Here is a 24217-nt window from a genome sequence, read left to right on the forward strand (position 1 = left end):
CCATGACACGGCGGACCATGATCGAGGCCATTCGGGACGCCATGGACGTGATGATGTCGCGCGACGACGGTGTCGTCGTGTTCGGCGAGGACGTCGGCTATTTCGGCGGCGTGTTTCGCGCAAGCCAGGGACTGCAGGCGAAATACGGAACGAGTCGCTGCTTCGATACCCCGATCAGCGAACTCGGCATCGTCGGCATCGCGGTGGGCATGGCGGCCTATGGCCTGAAGCCCTGCGTCGAAATCCAGTTCGCCGACTACATGTATCCGGCCTATGACCAGATCGTTTCCGAAGCCGCGCGGCTACGCTACCGCTCCAACGGCCAGTTCACCTGCCCGCTGGTGGTGCGCATGCCGACCGGCGGCGGCATTTTTGGCGGACAGACGCACAGCCAGAGCCCGGAGGCGCTGTTCACCCATGTCTGCGGTATCAAGACGGTGGTGCCGTCAAACCCGCGCGACGCCAAGGGTCTGCTGATCTCGGCCATCGAGGACCCCGATCCCGTGATCTTCCTCGAACCCAAACGACTCTATAACGGTCCGTTCGATGGCCATCATGACCGACCGGTGACGCCGTGGTCGAAGCATGATCTCGGCGAGGTCGACGACGGACATTTTGCAATTCCGCTCGGCAGCGCCGCGATCCGCAGGCAGGGCAACGCCGTCACCATCCTGGCCTACGGCACGATGGTTCACGTCGCCGAGACCGCCGTGACCGAGACCGGCGTCGATGCCGAAATCATCGATCTCCGTTCGCTGTTGCCGCTAGATCTCGACACCATCGAAGCCTCGGTCAGGAAGACCGGACGCTGCGTGATCGTGCACGAGGCGACGTTGACCTCTGGATTCGGTGCTGAGCTCTGCGCACTGGTCCAAACGCGATGCTTCTACCATCTGGAAGCGCCCATTGCGCGTGTCGCCGGCTGGGACACGCCCTACCCGCATGCGCAGGAGTGGGACTACTTTCCGGGCCCATCGCGCGTCAGCCGTGCATTGATCGAAACGCTGGAGGCCTGAGATGGCCGAGCGCGTGGTCAGGCTGCCCGACGTCGGCGAAGGCATTGCGGAAGCCGAGCTCGTGGAATGGCACGTTAAAGTGGGCGACATCGTGCGCGAGGACGCCGTGCTCGGTGCCGTCATGACCGACAAGGCGACAGTGGAAATCCCCTCGCCGGCGGACGGACGTGTCGTCTGGCTCGCCGGCACGGTGGGTGACGTGCTCGCCATCGGCTCGGATTTCGTTCGGCTGGAGGTGGACGGCAAGAGTGAGCCGGCGACGGCGGAAACGCAGCCGGCGCCGCGCGCGGCAAGCTCGCCGCCCCAAAAGCCTGACGATGCCGCAAGCACCGCGAGCCTGCCGGCGAGCGAGCCGCCCAACGCATTGAGGTCGCGGTCCTCCACGGCGCCGCTCCACCACGCCAGTGATCGGCCTCTGGCTGCTCCCGCGGTCCGGCTTCGCGCGCGCGAAGCCGGCGTCGACTTGCGCCAGATCCGCGGCACGGGCCCCGCTGGGCGGGTCACCCACGATGATCTTGACGCCCATATCGCGCGCGGCCTTACCGGAACGACAGCGGCGCAGTATCGGACGCAAACCGCGGTAACCGACATCAAGATCGTCGGCTTGCGCCGCAAGATCGCCGAGAAGATGTCGATTGCGAGCTCGCGCATTCCGCACATTACCTATGTAGAAGAGGTCGATGTCACCGCGCTCGAGGATTTGCGCGCGAAGATCAACAGCCAAAAGCAGCCGGGCAAGCCCAGACTGACATTGTTGCCGTTCCTGATGCGCGCCATGGCGCGCGCGATCGCCGAGCAGCCTCATCTCAATGCCCATTTCGACGACGAAGCAGGGGTCGTTCACCAGCACGCAGGCGTTCATATCGGGATCGCCACGCAGACGCCGACCGGCCTGGTGGTCCCCGTCGTTCGACATGTGGAAGCGCTCGACCTCTGGAGTTGCGCCGCCGAGGTCGCGCGGCTCGCCGAAGCGGCTCGGAACGGCAACGCCAGCCGCGACGAACTCTCCGGTTCGACCATCACGATCACCTCGCTCGGCGCGCTGGGCGGGCTTGCCACGACGCCCATCATCAATCACCCGGAGGTCGCGATCATCGGTGTCAACCGGATCGCTATCCGTCCGCATTGGGATGGCGCTGCCTTCGTGCCGCGTCAGATGATGAACCTGTCGTCCAGCTTCGATCACCGGGTGATCGATGGGTTCGATGCCGCCCGGTTCGTGCAGCGCATCAAGCTGCTGTTGGAAACGCCGGCCATGATCTTCATCGAAGGCTAAGCCTGTGAACGAACTTTCCTGCAAGCTTCTCGTCATCGGCGCTGGCCCCGGCGGATATACCTGCGCGATCCGCGCTGGCCAGCTCGGCATCGATACGATCGTCGTCGACGCCCAGAAGCCCGGGGGAACCTGTCTCAATGTCGGCTGCATTCCGTCGAAGGCCTTGATCCATGCAGCCGGCGAGTATGAGACGATTGCACGCGCCGCCGAGAACAGCCCGCTCGGTATTTCCACTGCAAAGCCATCGCTCGACTTCGCCAGGACCATCGCCTGGAAGGACAGCATCGTCCGGCGTCTGAACAGCGGCGTGGCCGGTCTCTTGAAGAAGGCCGGGGTCAGGCTCGCGGCCGGGTACGCCCGCTTCCGCGACGGCAAGACCATCGAGGTCGAAACGCAATCCGGCCGGCAGGTGATCCATGCCGCAACGGTGGTGATCGCGACAGGCTCCGCACCGGTCGCGTTGCCATTGCTTCCCTTCGGGAGCCGCGTGATCTCGTCGACCGAGGCATTGGCGCTCACCGAAATCCCGAACAAGCTCGTCGTGGTCGGCGGCGGCTACATTGGCCTGGAGCTGGGCACGGCGTTCGCGAAAATGGGTTCGACCGTCACCGTCATCGAGGCCGCGCCACGTATTCTCCCGCAATATGATGGCGACCTGAGCGAACCCATCGCCAGACGCCTTGGTGCGCTCGGAGTCACCGTTTTGACAGGCGCGAAGGCGACGGCGCTGGTTGCGGATGGCACGGCACTCGCGATCGAGACTGCTAGCGGCGAGCAGACATCACTTGAAGCCGATAGGATCCTCGTTACCGTCGGTCGCGAGCCCGCGACGAACGGTTTTGGCCTCGAGAACCTCGATCTCGATATGGACGGACCGTTCATCCGAATTGACGATCGATGCCGCACTTCGATGCACGGCATCTTCGCGATCGGCGACGTCACGGGAGAACCGATGCTGGCGCATCGCGCCATGGCGCAAGGCGAGATGGTGGCCGAGATCGTTGCCGGTCATCGCCGCGCCTGGGACCGGGTTTCGATCCCGGCGATCTGCTTCACCGATCCCGAGATCGTCACCGTCGGCCTGTCCCCGAGCGAGGCGGCCGGAAAGGCTTTTGAGATCAAGACAGATCTCTTTCCGTTCAAGGCCAACGGTCGCGCACTGACGCTGGAGCGGGAGGACGGCTTCATCCGGACCGTGGCGCGGGCGGACAACCATTTGCTGCTTGGAATCCAGGGTGTCGGAGCCGGCATAGCAGAACTGTCAGCAGCCTTCAGCCTCGCGCTGGAAATGGGTGCACGCCTCGAGGACATCGCGATGACCATCCACGCGCATCCAACTCAAAGCGAAGCCTTGCACGAGGCCGCGCTGAAGTCGCTGGGACATGCAATTCATATCTGAACGTACAAGCATCGCCACCATGGCCGCCGTTCGTGCGCGTTTCTCGTCGTCTCGAATGATCGACCAATTGCAGCTGGTCCTCGAAGCGCTCACGCAACATCAATAAGTTAGAGAGCTCCCAAGTTACGGGCGCCATATCATTTGGGCTTCAAGGCGCTAACCCAGCAGAATCAATGAGCTTCGGTCCATCGAGCGAGCTGCTCGAAATTCGTCGGCATCGATTTCAGCAAATACGTTACGCCAATTTTGCATGGGTTGACGTATTTGCCCGCCAGTCTCCGGAAAGACCAACCCCGTCTCCGGGGATCCCAAGGAGCAGTACATTCGCGCCGCTCTGTTGGCGGGATGCGTTGCGCTTGCCTTTCAGCCGACGAGCGATGCTCGCCTTACGTCTTGAGGGCAAAGGGATCACGCTCTTCGTTTGAGAAATCGATCATGACGTTCTTGGTCTGCAGGAATTCGTCCAACGCCGCCACCCCGCGCTCTTTACCGAATCCCGACTCCTTGAACCCGCCGAACGGAGCCATCGCACTGGAAGCACGGTAGGTGTTCACCCAAACCGTTCCAGCGTGGACCGCCCGCGAGACGCGCAACGCGCGCGACAGGTTCGTGGTCCAAATTCCGGACGCCAGCCCGTATTTGCTATCGTTCGCGATGCTGATCGCCTGTTCCTCCGAGTCGAAGGGAATGATCGAGAGCACGGGCCCGAACACCTCTTCCTGGGCAATCGTCATCCTGTTCTCAACGCCGGTGAAGATGGTCGGCTCGATGAAAAGACCTTTGCCCAGGCCATCGCCTGTCGCGGGCTTGCCGCCGCAAGCGAGGACCGCGCCCTCCTTCTGGGCATCACCGATGCATTTGAGAATCCGATCGAACTGCGGCTCGTTCGCCACCGTTCCCATATCTGTTGTCTTGTGCAACGGATTGCCCAACCTGATCTTTTGAGCGCGGCCGACGAGCCGCTTCACGATCTCATCATGAATCGAACGCTGAACAAGCAGCCGCGAGCCCGCGATGCAGGTTTGTCCGGTTGCGCCGAAAATGCCGGCGAGAGCACCAACCGTCGCCTTATCGAGGTCCGCATCCTCGAAGATCACGTTGGGCGACTTTCCCCCCAGCTCAAGCGTCACCGGGACTAGCGAGCGGCCCGCCTCCGCTGCAATCTGTCGACCGACATTCGGACTCCCCGTGAAACTGACACGGTCAATTCGGCCGCTCGTGAGCAGCGCCTGCCCGGTCCTGTAGTCGCCGGTCACCACGTTGACGACGCCCGCCGGAAACCCGGCCTCCCGGACCAGTTCGGCGAACTCCAGCGTCGTCACGGATGCATGCTCGGATGGCTTGATGACGACGCAATTGCCTGCCGCGAGCGCCGGAGCGAGCTTGTTGGCGAGCAGGCCCATCGGGGAATTCCACGCCGTGATCAGAACCGCGACACCGATCGGCTCCCGACGCGTGAAGTCGAAGACGTCGCGCTGGTCCAGCGGAATGGTGTCACCGAAAATCTTGTCGGCGCAGCCCGCGAAAAACCGGTAGGCGCGCGCGGCAAAATGCATCTGACCGTGCGTCTCGCGGATGATCTTGCCGTTGTCGGAGCTCTCCATGATGGCTATGCGCTCAGCCTGCGCATCGAGCAGGTCGGCCAGACGGTTCAACAAATTCGCCCGAGCAAGCCCGGTCGTTTTACTCCAGACGGAGTCATACGCTCTCCTGGCCGCCGCGATTGCATCGGCGACTTGCGCCGGGGTCGCCTGCGGCACCAGCGCCCATTCCTCGCGGGTATAGGGGTTTATGGCGGACAACCATTCCTGGTTCGGTGCGCTCACGATCTCATTGGCGATGGCAATTCCGTACTTCTTCGGCATGATCGATGGTCTCCGCGACTGGCGAACCGTTGTGTGTCTTATCTAAAGAGTGTGTCCTGCGCCGGCCTTCTTCCGGCTGAGGCTTAGGCCGGCTTTCCGCAAGCGTCGGCGTCCAGCCGCGCGATTCCGTCGAGCCCCGCGCACGCGGCAGGAAAGAGGGACAGCACCTGCCGGTCGTGGCCTGGAATGATGTGGGACGGACCATCGGCGAGCTGCTGGATGACAGCGAAGCCGTTCAACATCTGCTTGGTGTCGAACAACACCGGGAATGGTCGCCGCTGCAGGATGTTGGCGTAGTAGTGCGAAGCATCCGAGGCCAGCACCACGTGACCTCGCCGCGTCTTCACCCTCACGACCTGCAGTCCCGCGGTATGCCCGCCCAGCCAGTGCAGGGAGATTCCGTCGTCGAAATCGGAATTCGCATCGTGGAGCGCCACGCGCCCTTCGAAGTTCCGCCTGACGATGTGACTGACGTCTTCCGCATTATAGGCCTTCTTCTGCTCGACATCGCACATGCAGCGGCCCGTGCAGAAATGCATCTCGCGCTCCTGCACGTGATACCGGGCTTGAGGAAACAGATCGTGGTTGCCGGCATGGTCCCAGTGCATATGGGTCAGGATGACGTCTTTCACGGTGTCGGGATTGATCCCGATCTGCTTCAGCCCCTCAGCGACCGGTCGCGTGACGGCATAGTTGCGCGCCTTGCCGGCCTTCTCGTCGAAGCCAGTATCGACGATCACCGTGCGGTCCCGGCCGACCAGTGCCCAGACGAAGAAGTCCATCGGCATCGGGCTGTCCGGCGCATCGTGCTCGATGAAGTTCTCCGATGAGCGGCGCTCGTCCTTCCTGGCGTACCGGATCGCATAGATTTCATACTCGGACATGTCATCACTCACTGGCGCTCGATGCCGGCTTCCCTCGTTGTCGTCGCCCATAGATCCATGTCGTCCTTGACATGCTTGGCGAACTCTGCCGGCCCGATCCACTGAGCCTCGAAGCCGATATCGGCGAGGCGTTTGCGTATCTCCGGTTCTGCCAGCACCTCGCGCACGCCTTCGGCGAGCCTGGCAACGATCTCGGGCGGCGTGTCCTTGGGTCCGAACAGTCCCGACCACGCGGAAATGTTGATGAACGCGAGCCCTCCCTCCTTCATGGTCGGGATATCGGGGAAAAGCGAGGCGCGGTCCGGATTCGTGGTCGCGAGTGCGCGTGCCTGGCCGGCCTCGACCTGAGAGACCGCAGGCGCCATGTCCATGAATGTCATGGAGACACGCTGCGCGATGATATCGGTGACGACCTGCGGGCTGTTTCGATAAGGCACGGCGGCAATGTCGATCCCTGCCCGCCGCTTGAAAGCTTCGCCGGACAGTTGGCCAAGCGCATTGGCATAACCAAACGTCAGCGTGCCCGGCTTGCTCTTCGCGAGAGCCACGAGGTCGGCCACACTTTTCACGGGCAGGCCGGGATCGACGATCAGGAAATACGGAAACAGGCCGAATTGCGAAATCGGAGCGAAATCGGCGATGGGATCATATTGGATCGATTTCAGCAGACTTGGATTGGCGGCGTGCGTCGACGTTCCGCCGACAAGCAACGTGTATCCGTCGGGCGCAGAGCGCGCAGCTGCCGTCGCCCCTAGCGCGCCATTTGCACCGACACGGTTATCGATGATGATCGTTGTCTTCAGCAATTCCGACAGCCGCTGAAACACGATGCGCGCAACTCCGTCTGTTCCGCTGCCAGGCGCAAACGGGGCGATGACCGTAATTCGCTGCGAGGGATAGCCATCCGCTGCTGCCGCCGGGCTCCAGTGTGAAAGGAGCAGCGTGATCGTCAACAACAACACCCGCACAGAACCCTCCCATTGATCGTTTTTGCAATTTCCTGATCTCGAAAGGCGAGGCTCGATCGCCCTCACGCATCGATCATGACTTCTTCGAAGAGCGTTCGATGATCTTCACGATGACCGGCCAGTAGTTGGCTCCAAAGCCGGCCTGAGAGGCCTCAGTCAGAAGCCTGGCGCCGAGTGCGGCTTCCCTCGCTTCGATCCCGGCGTCCCTTGCCATATCGAGCGCGTAAGACACGTCCTTGTGCATGTAGTCGGTCGAAAACACCCGCTCGGGAAACTCCTGCGCCAAGACCGCCTTGTAGCCGTGATTGCGCAAAGCAAAACTGTCCGCGGAGCCCTTGGAGAAGGCGTCGAACAGGGTCGCGGTCGACACACCCGCCGAATTTGCGATCGCGGCGGCTTCGCACAGCGCGGTCACGGTCCCGACCACGACCATGTTGTTGAGGATCTTGACCACCTGGCCCGATCCGACGTCGCCACAATGAGTCACCTCGCTCGCGAAGCAACGCAGCAGCGGCTCGATGCGCGCGAACACGTCCGCGTTTGCTCCGACCGAAATTGCAAGCGTCCCCGCCTCGGCCGCCGCCCGCGTCCGGGCCACGGGCGCATCGGCATAGTCGGCTCCCTTTGCGGCGAAGGCGCCGGCCAGCTCGCGGGTCAGTTTCAACGGGCTGGTCGAGAGATCGACGATGGTCTGGCCCGCGCGCGCGAATTCGAGGATCCCGCCGGGCATCTCGCAAATCTTCTTCAGGTGCTCGCCGCTGGGCATGGAAATGAAGACGACATCGGCTTTCGCGAGCCCCGCGATCGAGCTGGCATCGACTGCGCCGGCTTGAACCAGGCGCGCTACGGGCTCGGGGTTGATGTCGTGAATCAGGATCCTCTGCTTCGTCTTCTGCACGAGGTGCCGGCACATGGGTTCGCCCATGACGCCCAAACCGATGAAGCCGAAAGTCGAAGAGCCAGTCATAACAAAACTCCGGAATTTTTGGACAGATACATTCAGATGCCGAGATAGGCACGCCGGACGTAGTCGCTGGCCAGGAGGTCCTTGCCCTTCCCGCTCAGCGCGACCGCGCCGGTTTCCAGCACATACGCCTCGTTGCAGAGATTCAATGCAAGCTTTGCATTCTGCTCAACCAGGATGATCGACATGCCGATATCGCGGTTGATCTCGACGATGATGCGCGCGATCTCATCGACGATGATCGGAGCAAGCCCGAGCGACGGCTCATCCAGCAGCAACAGGCGGGGCCTCGCCATGAGTGCGCGGCCGATGGCCACCATTTGCTGCTCGCCGCCCGACAGCGAACCGGCCATCTGGCTCCTTCGTTCCACGAGACGGGGAAAATATCCGTAGATCTGGTCCAGCGTCTTTCTCTGGTGCGCCTTATCCCTCTGCGAGTAGCTACCTACCAGCAGATTGTCGAGCACGCTCATCTGCGGGAAGACACGGCGTCCTTCGGGTGACAGCGCGATCCCGCGCCCGACGCGCCGAGGAGCCGATGCGCCATCGATGCGCTCGCCGTCGAAATAGATTTCTCCGCCGCTCACAGGCTTGAGGCCGATAATGGCCTTCATCGTGGTGGTCTTGCCCGCACCATTTGAACCGATGAGAGAGACGATCGCTCCGTCAGCGACGGAGAGGCTCAAGTTGCGGACCGCCGTGAGCGGACCGTAGGCGACGCTGATCCCGCGGACATCAAGCATGGATCGCTTCCTTGCCGAGATACGCCTCGATGACGACTGGGTTCGACACGACTTCCGCCGGCGTTCCCTGCGCGATCAGCGTCCCGTGATCCAGCACCACGACGCGATTGCAGAGGCCCATGACCGTGCGCATGTGGTGCTCGACCATCACCATGGTCACGCCGCGTTCCGACTTGACCCGGCGGAGAACCGAGGCGAGCTCAGCCGCCTCCTCCGGGTTGAGGCCGGCGACCGGCTCATCGAGCATCAAGAGCCTGGGCTCGCTGGCAAGCGCGATTGCAACGCCGAGGCGCCGCTGCTCGCCATAGGACAATTCGCGTGCCTTCAGGCCGGCACGGCGCGTCAGCCCGAACAGATCGAGCACACCAGACGCCTTGTCTTTCGCTGCCACCCGCCATTTGCTCGAGAGAAACCCTCCCCACAGGCCGCTCACGTTCGAAGCCAGCGTGCCGCGCGCGACATTTTCAATGACAGTCGCTTCCGGATAGATGGTTGCGGCCTGGAAGGTCCGTGAAAGCCCCTGGCGAACCGTTTGATTGGCTGGCTGGCCGGAAATGTCTCGTCCCAGGAACCGCACAGTGCCAGCCGATGGACTGAGAACGCCCGAAATCACGTTGAACAGCGTGGTCTTGCCGGCGCCGTTCGGTCCGATAAGGCCGAGAAAGTCGCCCTCGTTGACCTCGAAGGATACGTTTCGAACGGCGACAAGCCCGCCGAAGGAGCGCTTCAGGCTTTCGACTTGGAGCATGCTCATGGCACTTCCTCGGCCACGCGCGCGGCGCCGGTTGTCGCAACCCGTTGGCGCGAACGCCAGGTCTGAATGAGGCTTGCGAGGCCGTTCGGAACGAACATCAGGCAGAGCACGAGCACGGCCCCGTAGATGATGTGCTGCAATCCTTCGGTGGAGCGGAGGAGCTCTGGCAGAGGCGTCAGCACGACAACACCGACCACGGGCCCCAGCACCCCGTCCCGTCCGCCGACGACCAGCATGGTCAGGTAGGAAACCGACTCCCAGAACGTATATGAGTCCGGCGAAATGAAACGGAGATAGTGCGTCGACAACGCGCCCGCGAAGCCGGCGATGCCCGATCCGACCGTGAAGGCAATCACCTGGACGCGATGCGTATCGATGCCGCTCGATTCCGTGAGCCGCTGGTTCTCGGCAGTGGCCGCCATCATCGTGCCGAGCGGCGAGCGATAGAGTAGCCAGGTCAACAGTAGCGTCGTCAGCGCACACACGAGCGCGAACGGATAGAATTGCGGCTTGGCGCGAAGCACGTAGCCGAAGATCGAAATCGGGGGCACGCCGACGAGGCCGTTTGCGCCGCCGGTGATCGAGCTCATGTCCAGCGCCAGCAGCACCGCGATCTGGCTGAATGCAAAGGCGACCAGCACGAAATAGACGCCGCGCAAACGCAGGATGATCCAGCCAAGCGCGGCCGCGATGACGGCCGCGACCACCGCAGCGATGAACAGGGTCAGCAGCGGCGGCCAGCCCTTCATCGACAACAACGCCGAGACATATCCGCCGACCAGCGCAAAACCGCCGTGCCCCATGGACAGCTGTCCCGCCCGGGCGATGATGGCAAGGCCGAGCACGAGCATCAGGTTGATGCAGCCGACTGTCGCCAGATGGACGTAGAACTGGTTCGGTGCGAACCAGGGCAGCAGCACGGCGAGACCGACGGCCACTGCGATCCCGACATAAGACATCGGCTTGGTTGTGGGAGGATTCACGCCTCACGCTCCTTTCGGCCCAACAGGCCCTGCGGACGCAGCAACACGACGGCGATCACGACCAGGAATTGAAGGATCTCGGACAATGAAGCACTGACGAAGGTGCCGGCGAAGCTCTCGATCAAGCCGATGAGCAATCCCCCCGCCACGGCGCCGGGAACGCTGCCGAGCCCGCCGATGACGACGATCACGAAGGCCTTCAGCGTCGGCGCCAGGCCGATAAACGGCGAGACCGACAGCACCGGGGCCATCAGAACGCCGGCGAATCCCGCAAGGCTCACACCCAGCACGAACGCGACGGGAAAGATGACGTCGACGCGAATGCCCTGCACCTGCGCAATCTCGGCGTCCTGCGCCACGGCGCGCATGGCCCGGCCGATCCTTGTGTGGCCGATCAGGAGGTTGAGCGACACGACGGCCACGATCGCTCCGATGATGACCACCAGCCGCGACCAGGGGAATACGATGCCGCCGACCGATAGCACCCCCGATACGACCGGCGGCACGGTGCGTGCCGAGGATCCCCACATCAGAAGCGCACTGTTCTGGAGGATGAGAGCGACGCCGACGGATGCGATCATGCCGTTCAGCTCGTTGCCGCGAAACTTGCGGAAGACGATCCGCTCCATCAGCAGTCCCAGCAAGGCCGTGGCGCCAATGGCCAGCAGGACGCTGATGGAGAACGGCAAGCCGTTGCTGCCGTAAAGGATCGCGAACAGGAACGCGCCGGCCATGTAGAACTCGCCATGCGCAAAATTCACGATGCGCATGATGCCGAACACCATGGTGAAGCCGATGGCCATCAGCACATAGATCATGCCGACCATGAGGCCGTTCACGACGGTCTGGACCAGAATGATATCCATGCTCACGGGATGACGACTCCAATCGTATCAGTGAGGCGCAGGCGCGCCCCACCTGTTCCAGCGGTCGCTTATTTGCAGGCGTTGACGTCGCAGGTTGCCACCTTGGTCACGACGCCGTCTTTCATCTGCCCGACATAGAACGGAAGATCGATCTGGTGCTTGATCCCGTACTTTTGCTCGCCCGTCCAGCCCGCGTTGCCCATCGCGGTCGGAACGTCGGACAGTCCATCGAGCGTCGTCGCGATCTTGGTCGTATCGTCAACGGTCCCGGCCTTCTTCATCGCAGTAAACAGCATCTGCAGACCGGCATAAAAGAAGGGACTGAACCCGTTCATGTTCGGCCCATACTTGGCCTTGAAGCGGGCGACATAGGCTGCCGTATCCGGCAGGCCGGTATCGATGGGCAGGTGCACGTAGACGCCTTCAGCCGCGTCCTTGCCCGCCACCTTCAGCATCTCGGCGGCAACATCGCCGCCCGTGACGAACACCGGACCGCGGTAGCCGAGTTCGCGGGCCTGCTTGAGAATGAGTCCCGCGGTGGTCGGAGAGTTGCCGCCAAGCTCGAGCCCGTCGGCCTTGGTCAGAAGGCGGGTCAGAATGGGCACGAAGTCGACGCGCTCGCGCTCGAAATACTCGACCTGCAGCTTCGCGCCGGCCTTGGCGTAGGAGTTGAAGTTCGCCACACCGATTTGCTGTCCGGTTTCGTCATTGGGCAACAGCGACACGACCTGCTTGGCCGACGTGTTCTTCATCAGCCAGGCCACCTGCGGATCGGAAAATTCGCCGGTGGTGATCACGGGCCGGTAAGCAAACGGCGCATCGGCCCCGAGCGCGCGGGGCGTGAAAGCCAGCGTCATGGTGATGACTTTTCCGGAGGTGGTCTGATCCTTGGTCGCCACGGCCGCCGCCGAGCCCATCGGACCGACCACGAAGCGGATTCCGTCCTGGATCATCAGGCGATCCATCGCGGTGACCGCGTCGGCGGCGCGATAGCGGTCGTCATATTGCTTGATCAGGATCTTGTAGCGCTTGCCGCCAACTTCGAGCCCGCCGCCCTTGTTGACATCCTCGGCAGCAAAGTCGGTGGCGGCGAGCATGCCCTCCGCAAACGCGGCACCGGCACCGGAAAAACTGGCGTGCACGCCGATCGTGACACTGTCTTCGGCCTGAGCCGCAGAACACATGACGGATGCGGCGAGTACGGCAACCAACTCAAGACGCTTCATTCCAATCTCTCCCCAGATGATATTTTTGTCGGCCTTGCTCTTGTTGTGTCAGGTAAGGCTTGTCGTTGCGACGCGGCTTGGCCGCCTCGCATTCATTTGCGGGTTCAGGGAACCCAAGTCGTCTCCTCCGGCTCGTGCGTTCCTCGCGCGGCAAAGACGACCTTCTTTGGCGCCTCCTCCTGCGCTCCGCGGCCTTGCAACAGACGCGACACCGTCGCGAGGTCGCTCACCTTGTCGATCGTCTCGAGCCGTTCGAATAGCGGAGCGATGTGATCGCGCGGCAGAACGGCGCCAGCCCACTGCTCGAACTGATCCCAGAGATCGGCTGCTGGCGGCGATTGAACTGCGAGAAGATCGAAAGCGGCCTTTCCCGGCGCTCCGCTGTCTGTGGCCAGACTCGGGATCGTGTTTGCTTCGCTCCCGATCATCTCGGCGCAGGACACCTCGTCCAAGGCTTCGGCGAGCAGAGCGGCCAGCAATCCGCTGCGAAGGCTCAGACCAATCATAAGCGACCTCGCTCCGACCGGTCCGGCAGGAGAACTGTCGACGTTCGCCATCCCTGCCATGAGCAGCGCGGCTGCAATCTTCGGGCGGCTCAATTCGAGCACACGGGCGGCCGCCGCGACCTCACCGAACAAGGCATATCCGAGCTGGCCGCCCGCGGGCGACAGCATCGGCGCGAGAAGAGGAGAGATCTCAGCGGCCGACATCAACGCATCGAGGAAATGCTGCCCCGTCTTTCCACGCTCCTCGCAGAGCCCGAACAGCGTCACGATACACGCCGCATTCGCTGCATCGCGTGAAGCTTCGGCTCCGGCGACTGCAGCTGTGGCGTTGATCAACGCGGCATCGACGGCGCTTGTGCGCCGCTCGGTCCCAAAGACAAGCGCCGGCCCGCTTGTCGCGACGCCGGAAGTACCCAGCAGCGCTTTCGTGATGGCGGCTGGCGCGCCGGACAGCGCCAGGCCGAACGCTGTGATGATCGCCGCCTTGGCCTTTGCTGCAGCTTTGGCATCTCGCCGCCGTGAATCGTAAGAGCCGATCCGCTCCGCCAGGCTTTCGGCCCATCCGCCTGGTCTTGCCATCGTGGCGCTGGTCACGATGCCACCGCCTGGGCTCGCGCGACGCTCTGCTGGGCCGCAGCGTTTCGGCCCGCGATCCTGCCGAAGGTGGCACCCGAGACAAGGCCGGTGCCAGCCGGATAGTTGTCATAGAACAGACCGCCGACGAGTTCGCCGCAGCAGTAGAGCCCCTTGATCGGGCGCCAGTCGGTGCCGATCACCTCGGCGTTCTCGTTGATCTTCAGGCCGCCGAACGTGAAGGTGATTCCGCCCGTCGCGCTGTAGGCATAATAAGGCGGCTTGTCGAGCTTGAGTGCCCAATTGGTCTTTTCGAGATCGAGGCCCTTGGTCGAGAGGCCGTCCTTCTTCGTGGGATCGAAGCCCTCGTCCGGCGCGCGTGCATGATCGTTGAATTGCTGGACGGTCCTGAGTGCCTGCGCCTTGTCATCGATATCGAGTTGCTCAATCAGATCTGCCAGCGAGTTCGCCTTGATCGGATCGCTGGTCGAATAGCGCGGCTCAAGCAGGTGGACCACCTTGCTGTCGAACAGCTGATATGCCTTGGCGCCCGGCTCGGCCAGGATGGCGCGGCCGAATTTGGCGTAGGTGAAGAGCGCGCCGTCTTCGCCTTCATCGACGAAGCGCTTGCCCTTGCGATTGATCATCACCGAATAGACGTAGGACAGACGATTGCTGCGATCGGTCATTTCGCGCGGCGCGAAGTCGCCCCAATCCGCGCTGATCGGCGTTGCATGGCAGCCGCTCCACTGCCCCCACGGCATGGCGCCGATGGCGAGCGCCATCCGCAGGCCGTCGCCCTGGTTGTGCGGCGTGCCGCGAACCTTTGCGGCGCCGACCAAGGGACCGATGTGCTGCGTGCGCATCTGAACGTTCGCCTCGAACCCACCGCAGCCGAGCACGACGGCTTTCGCGCCGAGCGAACGAACGCCTTCGTCGTCCTTGGTCTTGACACCGACGACGCAGCCGTTGCCATCGACGAGCAACTCCGAGACGGCGTTGCCGTACCGAACCTCGATCCCCATGCGTTCGCAGGTCGCGAACCAGCTGCGCGAAAGGCCGACGCCCTCATGCGCCGCGCGCACGACGAGGCCGCGCGCCCAGACCATGACGTTGTCTTTCTTGACGGCGGACAGGCTGATCGCCGGCTCCATCTTGATGCCGCCGGTGTCCTTCATCCAGCGAACGGTCGCCTGCGAATTCGACACGAGCAGACGCGACAAGGCCGGATCGGTGCGTCCGTTGGTGACGCGCACGAGATCGCCGTGAAAATCTTCCTGCGTGTAAGGAGAAATGCCGTCGTAGAAATTCTCGAACTCGTCTTCGATGCCCGGCAGCAGGGCGCCGATCTCGCGCGGCTCGTCATAGGCGAAGCGCAGAACACCGCCGCTCCAGTGCGTGTTTCCGCCTCGCATTTCGCGGGGGGCTTTCTCGAGAACGACGACACGATCGGCGCCGTTTTCTTTCGCTGAGACTGCCGCAGCCAGAGCGGCATTTCCCGCGCCAACGACGATCACATCGAACTCTTCGTGCATTTCCGTTCCTTCCCGCCTGCGCCTTCTGGGCTTATGTATGCTCGTGAATACCAATGTATACATTCGAATGCAAGATAATTCAGACGGCACCATTTCCGAGGAAAAACCCCATGAAAACAGTCTGATACGGAAAGTGATAAGGTCAGGAGGCTAAACGAAGCGCCGTTGGAAGCAAAAAGATCAGCAGCGCTCGCGGATCAGTTCAGACACCGTCCTGCTCGCGGCGCGCTTCCAGCTCACGCTCTTTCGCCAGGATCGCTCGACGGGTCTCGAGCGCATTCAGAACGTGGGTGCGCGCCAGGCGGTCAGCCTTCTCGCCGTCTCTCTGCGAAATCGCCTGCACGATGGCTGCATGCTCGGCCTGAGCGACCGCAAAGCGGCCCTTGTCGGCCAACGTCGTCGGCCCCAGAAGCGCGATCGCATCCTGCAGAGCCGACAAGCTCTTTTCAAGATAGCGATTGTGAGCAGCGACCTGAATGGCGTCGTGCAATTCCCTGTTGTGCCGATAGAGCTTGAGCGGATCGCGATCGAGCTTTTCACCTTCGGCGACAAGTCTGGCCAGCGCGGCAAAATCTTTCGGACTCGCGTGCTTTGCGGCCATCGCGGCCGCGGTGCCTTCGAGTGCCGCGCGCATCTCGTAGAGCTCTTCGACCGCATCCATGTCGAGAACGGACACGACAAGCCCGGTTCGCGGGCGAAGATCGAGCAGGCCCTCGAGTTCGAGCCGCGTCAGCGCCTGGCGGGTTGGCGTTCGGCTGATGCCGAGATGTTCCGCCAATTCAACTTCGCGCATGCGCCGCCCCGGAGCAAAGCGCCCTTCGACGATCTCACGCCGTAGCGCCGCGTAAGCATAGTCGGCAGCAGATGCGAACTTCGTGCGGTCCGGCAACACCATGTCGTCGTTCATGAGGTCTTCCTGATCTCATTCGGCGTGAGCTGCTCATGCGAGCGAGACGCGCCAAACCGTCCATCAATGATCTGCGTCCGATTCATCCGACCGTACACGGCACGTGAACGGCGCAAGATATTCGGCGTAGCGCCGCCTGTCTGGAACGAGGCCCTCAGCGTCCACCGAATAGAATAAGGGTAGCAGTCCGCTCCACGAATGTATACAGTGGTATCCAAAGTATACATACGTATGCAGAGGGTAGGTTTAATGCCGCAGAACAAGCTTAAGGCCGCTTTCATGCGCGGGGGCACGTCGAAAGCCGTCGTGTTCAACAGACAGGATCTGCCGGCGGATCCCGCACAATGGGATCCGATCTTCCTGGCGATCATGGGATCGCCCGATCCCAACGGCCGCCAACTCGACGGGATGGGCGGCGGGCTGTCGTCTCTTTCGAAGGTTTGCGTCGTCGGCTCGCCGACGCGGCCGGATGCCGACATCGACTATACGTTCGCGCAGATTTCCGTGAAGAGCGCCGACGTCGACTACAGCGCAAATTGCGGCAACATGTCTTCGGCGATGGGCCCGTTCGCCGTCAGCGAAGGCCTGGTGAAGGCGCCAGCGAACGGCGAGGCCCTGGTGCGCATTCACAACACCAACACCGGCAAGATCATCGTTGCACGTTTCCCAATGGCGGACGGGGATGTCGAGACCGACGGCGAGATGACGATCGATGGCGTCGGCGGACAGGGAGCACCGGTCCGGCTCGAATTCGTTGATCCGGGCGGCACCCGAACCGGGCGCCTGCTGCCGACCGGTCGCGCCTGCGATCATTTCGATATCCCCGGTCTCGGTTCGATCGAGGCGTCACTCGTCGATGCCGCCAATCCTTGCGTCTTCGTCGCCGCGAGTTCGGTCGGCAAGGACGGCAGCGAGATGCCCGAGGCTCTCGAAAGCGATCCGGTGTTTCTCGAACGGATGGAGGCGATTCGCTGCGCGGCGTCCGTGGCGATGGGCCTTGCCCCTGATGTCGCCGCAGCAGCCAAGATCCCAAGCGTGCCCAAGGTCGCGATGATCGTCGCGCCGCGCCAGATGACGACGTTGTCCGGTCGGCGGCTTGAGGCTTCCGACATGTCACTGGGCATCAGGATGATTTCGATCGGTCAGCCGCACCGCGCGGTCCCGATCACAGGCGCCACCTGCCTTGCCATTGCGGTGCGCATCGAACGCACGCTTCCGAACCGGATGGCCCGTGCCGGCGACGGCCCGATCACCATCGCACATCCCTCCGGTACGACCGTGGTCGATGCAGCCGTGGAACATGCCGATGATCCCGTAAAGGCGCGGGCCATTCATGGCGCGGTGTACCGCACCGCCAGACGGCTGTTCGAAGGAAGCGTGTTCTATCGAACAGCGAAATCTACCGCGCAGGCACGACGCAGCGCGTAACGATCCCGGAGCTCTCTTAAGATGACCTATCTCGTTGCCGCCGACCTTCCCCGCGAATCCGCCGGCCGCCGCTTCCGCGAGCTGTTGAAGCGGCCCGGCATCCTGCAGCTGCCGGGTGCTCACAACGGCATGGCGGCGCTGCAGGCCAAAGCAGCCGGCTTCGACGCGCTTTATCTTTCGGGCGCCGCGATGACGGCGTCGATGGGCCTGCCCGATCTCGGCATCATCACCGTGGATGAGGTCGCCTTCTTCGTCCGCCAGATCGTCCGCGCGGCGGGATTGCCCCTCCTCGTCGACGCCGACACCGGCTATGGCGAGGCCTTGAACGTGATGCATGCAACCCGCGTCTTCGAGGACGCCGGCGCTGGCGCGCTTCACCTTGAAGATCAGATACTGCCCAAGAAGTGCGGCCATCTCAATGACAAGAAGATCGCCGACGCGCACGACATGGCGGCCAAGGTTGCGGCTGCATCAAAAGCACGTCGCGATCTGGTGATCATTGCCAGGACCGACGCCGCCGCAAGCGAAGGCCTCGACGGGGCAGTCGCCCGCGCAAAGCTCTACGTGGAAGCGGGTGCCGATGCGATCTTTCCGGAAGCGCTCAACACCGCCGAGATGTTCCGCGCCTTTGCGGAGCGCATGCCCGGCGTCCCCCTGCTCGCGAACATGACGGAGTTTGGAAAGACGCCGTTCTTCACGGCCGCCGAGTTCGAGGCCATGGGCTACGCAATGGTGATCTGGCCGGTCTCTTCATTGCGCGTGGCGAACAAGGCGCAGGCCGAACTTTACGCGGCGATTGCGCGTGACGGCGGCACGCACAAGGTGGTCGAGCGGATGCAGACGCGCGCTGAGCTCTACGCGACAATCGCTCTGCACGACTACGAAGCTCTCGATTCATCGATCGTTCAAACGATCGTTCCGGCCGGCATGCCTCAACGCTAGCGGCGATGATCTGCGCCGAGCGCGTCCGCCTGGCCATCGCAAAGTCCATGACGCTCGCCTTGATTCGAAGATCAACGCGCGTATGGGATCGCAGAAAATCGTAGGTTGGCGTGCAAAATCGTAGATTTGGTAGCGGGGGAGCGCTACCGCCTTTCCCCACACCAGCTGAACCTGCGATATCTTATCCAATCTTTGGCATGAGGCACTCTGTGAGGTGCAGCGCGCTAAGTTTTATAGCCTTGAAGACTACTTTGAAGCGCCACGAACCCCAGTATCCGACTAAAGCGGCTGAATTCGCCACAACTCGAACCGTGGCGCATGTTCGTCGCCACCCTCGTGCTGGTCTCGTACTGATGCTTCGGGCGCCGGTAACCAAAAAGGCCGCCGTGTCGCGACAACCATGCGGCAGGAAGAGATTTGCCGCCCCGCGGGCAGTCGACACTACGCGGTGTCATTCGGCCCTTTAATTGCGGTTTGTTGTCAAGCTTGCATTTCTGAACTCGCCCATGGCGCGGTGGTAGCGCCCGCGCCATCGGAGCTGGTCGGGGTTGCGGAGACGGCGCGGGCGCGGCTGATACATGCTCTGCTGGCCAGGCATGAATCGTACGGGCTGGTTGATGTCTTCGCTGGGGTCATGGTCCTTTCCGAGGTCGCCCAGCGCCTCATGATGAGTCCGGGTCGGACGCCTCAACGTCTGCAGCGGAGTACAGTCAAGCCGCCACCAGCCGAATGAACGAGGTCGCCACAACACCGTCCCAGCGGGACATCGCCAGTCCGGCAGGCCGGACCAGGAACTTTACAAAATCGGATCAGGCTTCCTTCGCCTGGCCCCAGTCGAATCACGGAGATCAGCCTGTCCGCAGTCTCCTCGCCGACGGGCACAGCAACCGAGATCGCCATGCAGCGTTCGCCGGCGGAGCCGTAGGCGGCCCCCATCAGCGCATCCACCGCCTGATCCATGTCGGCATCGGGCATCACGATCATATGGTTCTTGGCGCCACCGAGCGCCTGGCAGCGCTTGCCGGTGTCCGCGGCCGTCGAATAGATGTACTGCGCGATCGGCGTGGAGCTCACGAAGCTGATCGCCGAAATATCCGGGTGATGCAGCAGCGCATCCACCGCTTCCTTGTCGCCTTGCACCACGTTGAACACGCCGTCCGGCAAACCTGCTTCCTTCAACCACTCCGCCATGATGAGCGACGCCGAAGGGTCGCGCTCAGAAGGCTTCAGAATGAACGCATTTCCGCAGGCGAGAGCGACCGGAAACATCCACATCAGGACCATGACCGGGAAATTGAAGGGCGTGATACCGGCGAGCCACGCCGAGCGGCTGGCGCGCGGCCGTGTTGTCAACGGAAGCCGATCGACAGCCAGGGCACGGCGGCAACAATCAGTGTGCCGATCAGGAGTGCGACCATGTAGCCCACGATGGGCTTCATGCCTTCGTCCGGATTGATGCGGCTGATGGCGCAGGCCGCGTAATAGCCGACACCGAACGGGGGCGCGAACAGTCCGATGCCCATGGCGAGAACGACGACCATCGCGTAGTGGACATCGTGCAACCCGACCTGCCGCGCGATCGGGAACAGGAGCGGACCGAACAGGACGATGGCAGGAATCCCTTCCAGCACACTGCCCAGGATCACGAAGGTCACGATCGTCACGACAAGGAAGACCGGAACTCCGCCCGGAAGGGTGGTCATGAACCTGGCCGGAGAGGCAGAAAATCCCGATTGGGTCAGCGCCCAGGCCATGCCTGGCGCCGCTCCGATGATGAGCAGAATCGCCCCTGACAGAGAGGCTGTCTCGACCAGCATCGGATAGATGCGGCGCCAGTCGAACTGGCGGTAGATGAAGAGACCCGCGCAGGCCGAGTACAGGATGCCGATGGTGAGACCTCCGTTGCCGTCGCGACGCCTTCGACGACGGCGGTCCGGATCACGAATGGCAGCGCGATGGCTGGTATCGCAATGACAAAAGCGTGGCCGATCTGCCGCCCCGTCGCCCGCTTGACGTGAGACAGGTCCTCGCGGCGGTATCGCCACCACACCACGGCCGCGAGCATGACCGCGAGCACCACGCCGGGAAGCAAGCCGCCGGTGAACAGCGCCGAGATTGACACGCCCGTCACCGAGCCGATCGTGATCGGGACCAGCGAGGGCGGGATCGTCTCGGTCTGGGCGCCAGTCGCCGCGAGAAGCGCAACGAGGTCTCCCGGTTTGGCCCCGCGCTGCCGCATCTCGGGAAACAGGACAGGAGCCACCGCAGCCATGTCCGCTGCCTTGGAGCCGGAATGCCCGAGACCAGATACATCGCTCCGACCAGCACGTAGTGCAATCCGCCGCGCACGTGGCCCAGGAGGCAACTAACCATGGCGCGCGCCATGCCCGTCATCTCGATCAGGAGGCCGAGAAAGACGAAGAGCGGCACGGCGAGCAGGAACAGGTGGCTCATGCCCTCGTCCATCCGTCCGATCATCACCACGTCGGGCGTGCTGGTCGTCAAGGCGAGATAGCCGACCGTCGCAAGACCAAATGCGAACGCGACCGCGTCACGATCTCCTGCACGTCCTTCGGCAGGCGCTCGAAGGCGCGCTTGTTGCCAAGGATCCAGTAGCCGTCCCAGACGTGCCCCGTCAGGCTGCAGGTGCTCTGCACTTCATAGATACGGGCGGTCGGGATGATTGGCAACGGATTCTCCTGCCCGTCAACAACCTTGGTCTGCAACGCGGAATAGACCTCGTTGAAGTTGACCGGCGTCGGCCCGGCGCCGAGCGCCTTAAAGAGCGAGGTGAGCAGCGGCGCGGGCGGAACGCGGATCTGGAAATTCTTCAGATCATCCGGCGTCCGCACCTCACGACCGGACGAGGTCACCTGTCGGAAGCCGTTGTCCCAGGCCTTCGACACCGCCATGATCGGTGTCTTGGCGATCTGCGCCCGGATGTAGGTGCCGAGGTCGCCGTCCATCGCCTTCCATACGCTGTCGTAGTCGGTGAATGCGAAGCCGGTGTTCACGATGCCGGCGCTTGGCACCAGGGTGGCGAGGATCGAGGACGATTGGTTGAAGAACTCGACGCCGCCGCTGCGAACTTGGGTCAGCAGCTCGGTGTCGGAGCCGAGCTGATTGGCCGGGAACAGTCTGATCTCCAGCCGGCCGCTGGTCGCTTCGCGGATGCGGTCGATGCGCCCTTATATTCACCGGATGAGTGGGATCCTGTCCGGTCGCGAACTTGTAGACGAACTCGGCGGCAGATATCGGGCGGGTCAGAATCCCGCAGAGAGGTACGGCACTGGCCGCGAGCAACATCGAACGGCGGCTGATGCGTCCGGGCTTCGAGACAGTCATGTTTTTCCTCCTGATCCTGTATTGACGTTGTGCCGGCTGCATGAGCCGGCGCTGGTTTTCAGCTGTCCGGGCTCTTCGACCGCCCGCATTCGCGCAACAGCCATCGCTCGTCCGCCGCAACATGCAGCGGGCGGAACTCTTCACTCGGATTTGGCCTGACTGACGGTTAGTGCCGGTGCGCTAAAGCCACTGCTTGATCTGCCTTGCGACTTCGGCGCTGGAAATGCCGTAGCGGTCGTGCAGCGTCGGAAGTGCGCCGGCGTCAAGAAATTCGTCCGGCAATGCAATCTGGCGGAAAGGCGGATGGACGCCTGAACGCATCAGGAGAACGGCGACCGCCTCGCCGAGACCGCCAATCGTCGTGTGGTTTTCGGCAACGACGACCAGGCGGCCTGACTTGCCGGCTTCACGCAGTATCGTCTCGGCGTCGAGCGGCTTGATGGTCGGAACGTGGAGCACCGCAGCATCGACACGGTCGTTCTTCAGAGTTTGCAATGCCTCGAGCGCACGCATGGTCATGATGCCGGATGAGATGATCAGAACGTCCTTCCCGTCACTGATCAACTTGGCTTTGCCGAGCTCGAACTTGTAGTCGTATTCGTCCAGCACGACCGGCACCTGGCCACGCAGCAGACGCATGTAGACCGGCCCCTGATGCGCCGCGATCGCGGGCACCAGTTGCTCGATTTCATGCGCATCGCAGGGGTCGATGACGGTCATGTTCGGCATGGCGCGAAACAGCGCGAGATCCTCCGCGGCCTGATGGCTCGGTCCGTAGCCCGAGGTCAGCCCGGGCAATGCGCAGACGATCTTCACGTTGCGGTCTTCCTCCGCGATGGTCTGGTGGATGAAGTCGTAAGCGCGCCGCGATGCAAACACCGCGTAGGTGGTTGCGAATGGCATGAAGCCTTCGGCGGCAAGGCCTGAGGCCGCGCCGAACAGCAGCTGCTCCGCCATGCCCATCTGGTAATAGCGGTCCGGAAATTCCTTCGCAAAGATGTGCAGGTCAGTGTATTTGCCGAGATCGGCCGTCATGCCGACCACATCGGGGCGGCTGCGCGCGAGCTCGACGAGCGCGTGTCCAAACGGCGTCGGCTTCGCTTTCTGTCCCTCGACCGCGATCGAGGCGATCATGGCTGAGGTGGTCAGGCGCGGCTTGCCCGGTTGGGGCGCTGATCTGACGGTCTTCATGCCTGCCTCCCGGCTTCCAGCGCGGCCAGCGCGAGCTGCCATTCGTGCTGCTCGACGCGCATGAAATGGTTCTTCTCGCGCTGCTCCAGGAAGGGAACGCCCTTGCCCATCAGCGTGTCGGCGATAATCATCCCCGGCTTCGGCGCAGGATGAGACTTGGCGGCATCGAACGCGGCAACCACGGCATCGAGATCATTGCCGTCGATCCGCTGCACGAACCAGCCGAAAGCCTGAAGCTTCTCGACCAGCGGCTCGAAGGCCATCACGTGCGTCGAAGGACCGTCCGCCTGCTGATTGTTGACGTCGACGATGCCGATCAGATTGTCGAGCTTGTAATGGCCCGCCGACTGGATGGCTTCCCAGACCGAGCCCTCGTCGAGCTCGCCGTCCGAGAACAACGTGTACACCCGCGCCTCGGACTTCTTGCGCTTGAGCCCGAGGCCCATGCCGACGGCGATGCTGAGCCCAAGCCCGAGCGAGCCGCCCGACATTTCCATTCCGGGCGTGTAGGAGGCCATGCCCGACATCGGCAGGCGGCTCTCGTCGCTGCCATAGGTTTCGAGTTCTTCCTCGGGGACGATGCCCGCCTCGATCAAGGCCGCGTAGAGCGCGATGGCGTAGTGCCCGTTGGAGAGCAGGAAGCGGTCCCGCCCCTCCCATGACGGATCTTCAGGCCGGTAGCACATCGCGTGAAAATAGGCCACGGCGAGGACGTCCGAGATGTCCAGCGCCTGGGCGATATAGCCCTGGCCCTGGACCTCGCCCATGCGCAGCGCATTGCGGCGAATGTTGTAGGCGCGGTCCGCCAGCTTGGGCGTGTTGGTCAGCGTTTCCATCAATCTGGAC

Annotated in this window: 19 protein-coding genes and 3 pseudogenes; 5 read left to right on the plus strand and 17 right to left on the minus strand. The window is 62.8% G+C overall.

Going from position 1 to position 24217, the window contains the following annotated elements; genetic code table 11:
• The first annotated feature begins 2 nt into the window (after nucleotides 1–2).
• From WN72_RS39330 to lpdA, 3 genes are read left to right on the plus strand one after another with little or no spacing between them, the layout of a single operon-like run.
• On the plus strand, nucleotides 3–1016 hold the full coding sequence (locus tag WN72_RS39330) for an alpha-ketoacid dehydrogenase subunit beta (RefSeq protein ID WP_027564048.1): 1014 nt from the start codon (nucleotides 3–5) through the stop codon (nucleotides 1014–1016).
• A 1-nt stretch (nucleotide 1017) separates the two neighbouring features.
• Nucleotides 1018–2292, plus strand: coding sequence for a dihydrolipoamide acetyltransferase family protein (locus WN72_RS39335; protein ID WP_092218449.1), 1275 nt, complete (start codon nucleotides 1018–1020; stop codon nucleotides 2290–2292).
• 4 nt (nucleotides 2293–2296) lie between these two features.
• Nucleotides 2297–3691: a dihydrolipoyl dehydrogenase gene (gene lpdA, locus WN72_RS39340; RefSeq protein ID WP_092218450.1), complete on the plus strand. Its 1395-nt coding sequence runs from the start codon at nucleotides 2297–2299 to the stop codon at nucleotides 3689–3691.
• Between the two features lie 386 nt (nucleotides 3692–4077).
• Here lpdA and WN72_RS39345 read toward each other — a convergent pair whose 3' ends face one another.
• From WN72_RS39345 to WN72_RS39400, 12 genes are all read right to left on the minus strand, one after another.
• Nucleotides 4078–5556, minus strand: coding sequence for an aldehyde dehydrogenase (locus tag WN72_RS39345; protein ID WP_027564045.1), 1479 nt, complete (start codon nucleotides 5554–5556; stop codon nucleotides 4078–4080).
• A gap of 83 nt (nucleotides 5557–5639) precedes the next feature.
• Entirely contained in the window at nucleotides 5640–6440 is an 801-nt protein-coding gene (locus tag WN72_RS39350) for an N-acyl homoserine lactonase family protein (protein ID WP_092218451.1), read from the minus strand.
• A gap of 8 nt (nucleotides 6441–6448) precedes the next feature.
• Nucleotides 6449–7474 carry a Bug family tripartite tricarboxylate transporter substrate binding protein gene (locus tag WN72_RS39355; RefSeq protein ID WP_092218452.1) on the minus strand — a complete coding sequence of 342 codons (1026 nt, stop codon included), beginning with the start codon at nucleotides 7472–7474 and terminating at the stop codon, nucleotides 6449–6451.
• Between the two features lie 7 nt (nucleotides 7475–7481).
• Nucleotides 7482–8375 (minus strand): NAD(P)-dependent oxidoreductase, encoded by an 894-nt coding sequence (locus WN72_RS39360; protein ID WP_092218453.1) that lies wholly within the window; start codon nucleotides 8373–8375, stop codon nucleotides 7482–7484.
• A 32-nt stretch (nucleotides 8376–8407) separates the two neighbouring features.
• A complete protein-coding gene (locus WN72_RS39365) occupies nucleotides 8408–9115 on the minus strand; it encodes an ABC transporter ATP-binding protein (protein WP_027564041.1) in 708 nt (235 codons plus the stop codon).
• On the minus strand, nucleotides 9108–9869 hold the full coding sequence (locus WN72_RS39370; protein ID WP_092218454.1) for an ABC transporter ATP-binding protein: 762 nt from the start codon (nucleotides 9867–9869) through the stop codon (nucleotides 9108–9110). The genes WN72_RS39365 and WN72_RS39370 overlap by 8 nt, the downstream gene beginning before the upstream one ends.
• On the minus strand, nucleotides 9866–10852 hold the full coding sequence (locus WN72_RS39375; protein WP_143130771.1) for a branched-chain amino acid ABC transporter permease: 987 nt from the start codon (nucleotides 10850–10852) through the stop codon (nucleotides 9866–9868). Before WN72_RS39375 ends, WN72_RS39370 begins: the two co-directional genes overlap by 4 nt.
• Complete coding sequence (locus WN72_RS39380; protein WP_027564039.1) at nucleotides 10849–11718, minus strand: branched-chain amino acid ABC transporter permease; 870 nt, start codon at nucleotides 11716–11718, stop codon at nucleotides 10849–10851. The genes WN72_RS39375 and WN72_RS39380 overlap by 4 nt, the downstream gene beginning before the upstream one ends.
• A 68-nt stretch (nucleotides 11719–11786) precedes the next feature.
• Nucleotides 11787–12944, minus strand: a complete 1158-nt coding sequence (locus tag WN72_RS39385) for an ABC transporter substrate-binding protein (protein ID WP_092218457.1) — start codon at nucleotides 12942–12944, stop codon at nucleotides 11787–11789.
• Between the two features lie 104 nt (nucleotides 12945–13048).
• Nucleotides 13049–14044, minus strand: coding sequence for an MmgE/PrpD family protein (locus WN72_RS39390; RefSeq protein WP_143130772.1), 996 nt, complete (start codon nucleotides 14042–14044; stop codon nucleotides 13049–13051).
• Nucleotides 14041–15558, minus strand: coding sequence for an FAD-dependent tricarballylate dehydrogenase TcuA (gene tcuA / locus WN72_RS39395; protein ID WP_092218459.1), 1518 nt, complete (start codon nucleotides 15556–15558; stop codon nucleotides 14041–14043). The genes WN72_RS39390 and tcuA overlap by 4 nt, the downstream gene beginning before the upstream one ends.
• Before the next feature lie 202 nt (nucleotides 15559–15760).
• Nucleotides 15761–16465 (minus strand): GntR family transcriptional regulator, encoded by a 705-nt coding sequence (locus tag WN72_RS39400; RefSeq protein WP_051377652.1) that lies wholly within the window; start codon nucleotides 16463–16465, stop codon nucleotides 15761–15763.
• 249 nt (nucleotides 16466–16714) lie between these two features.
• Here WN72_RS39400 and WN72_RS39405 point away from each other — a divergent pair, with 249 nt between their 5' ends.
• Entirely contained in the window at nucleotides 16715–17893 is a 1179-nt protein-coding gene (locus WN72_RS39405; RefSeq protein ID WP_092218460.1) for a 2-methylaconitate cis-trans isomerase PrpF family protein, read from the plus strand.
• A 21-nt stretch (nucleotides 17894–17914) separates the two neighbouring features.
• On the plus strand, nucleotides 17915–18835 hold the full coding sequence (gene prpB, locus WN72_RS39410) for a methylisocitrate lyase (RefSeq protein WP_092218461.1): 921 nt from the start codon (nucleotides 17915–17917) through the stop codon (nucleotides 18833–18835).
• An 822-nt stretch (nucleotides 18836–19657) separates the two neighbouring features.
• On the opposite strand, the pseudogene WN72_RS39415 reads toward prpB, so the two are convergent.
• From WN72_RS39415 to WN72_RS39435, 5 genes and pseudogenes are all read right to left on the minus strand, one after another.
• Nucleotides 19658–20189, minus strand: a pseudogene (locus tag WN72_RS39415) (aldehyde dehydrogenase family protein); the annotation flags it as partial.
• Nucleotides 20185–21382: pseudogene (locus WN72_RS39420) on the minus strand (TRAP transporter large permease); the annotation flags it as partial. The pseudogenes WN72_RS39420 and WN72_RS39415, both read right to left, overlap by 5 nt.
• Nucleotides 21382–22180: pseudogene (locus WN72_RS39425) on the minus strand (TRAP transporter substrate-binding protein); the annotation flags it as partial. The pseudogenes WN72_RS39420 and WN72_RS39425, both read right to left, overlap by 1 nt.
• Before the next feature lie 180 nt (nucleotides 22181–22360).
• Nucleotides 22361–23371 carry a transketolase family protein gene (locus WN72_RS39430; RefSeq protein WP_194482957.1) on the minus strand — a complete coding sequence of 337 codons (1011 nt, stop codon included), beginning with the start codon at nucleotides 23369–23371 and terminating at the stop codon, nucleotides 22361–22363.
• A complete protein-coding gene (locus WN72_RS39435; RefSeq protein ID WP_092218463.1) occupies nucleotides 23368–24207 on the minus strand; it encodes a transketolase in 840 nt (279 codons plus the stop codon). Before WN72_RS39435 ends, WN72_RS39430 begins: the two co-directional genes overlap by 4 nt.
• Between the last annotated feature and the right edge of the window lie 10 nt (nucleotides 24208–24217).

Source organism: Bradyrhizobium arachidis (genome assembly GCF_015291705.1).
Classification (GTDB): Bacteria; Pseudomonadota; Alphaproteobacteria; order Rhizobiales; family Xanthobacteraceae; genus Bradyrhizobium; species Bradyrhizobium arachidis.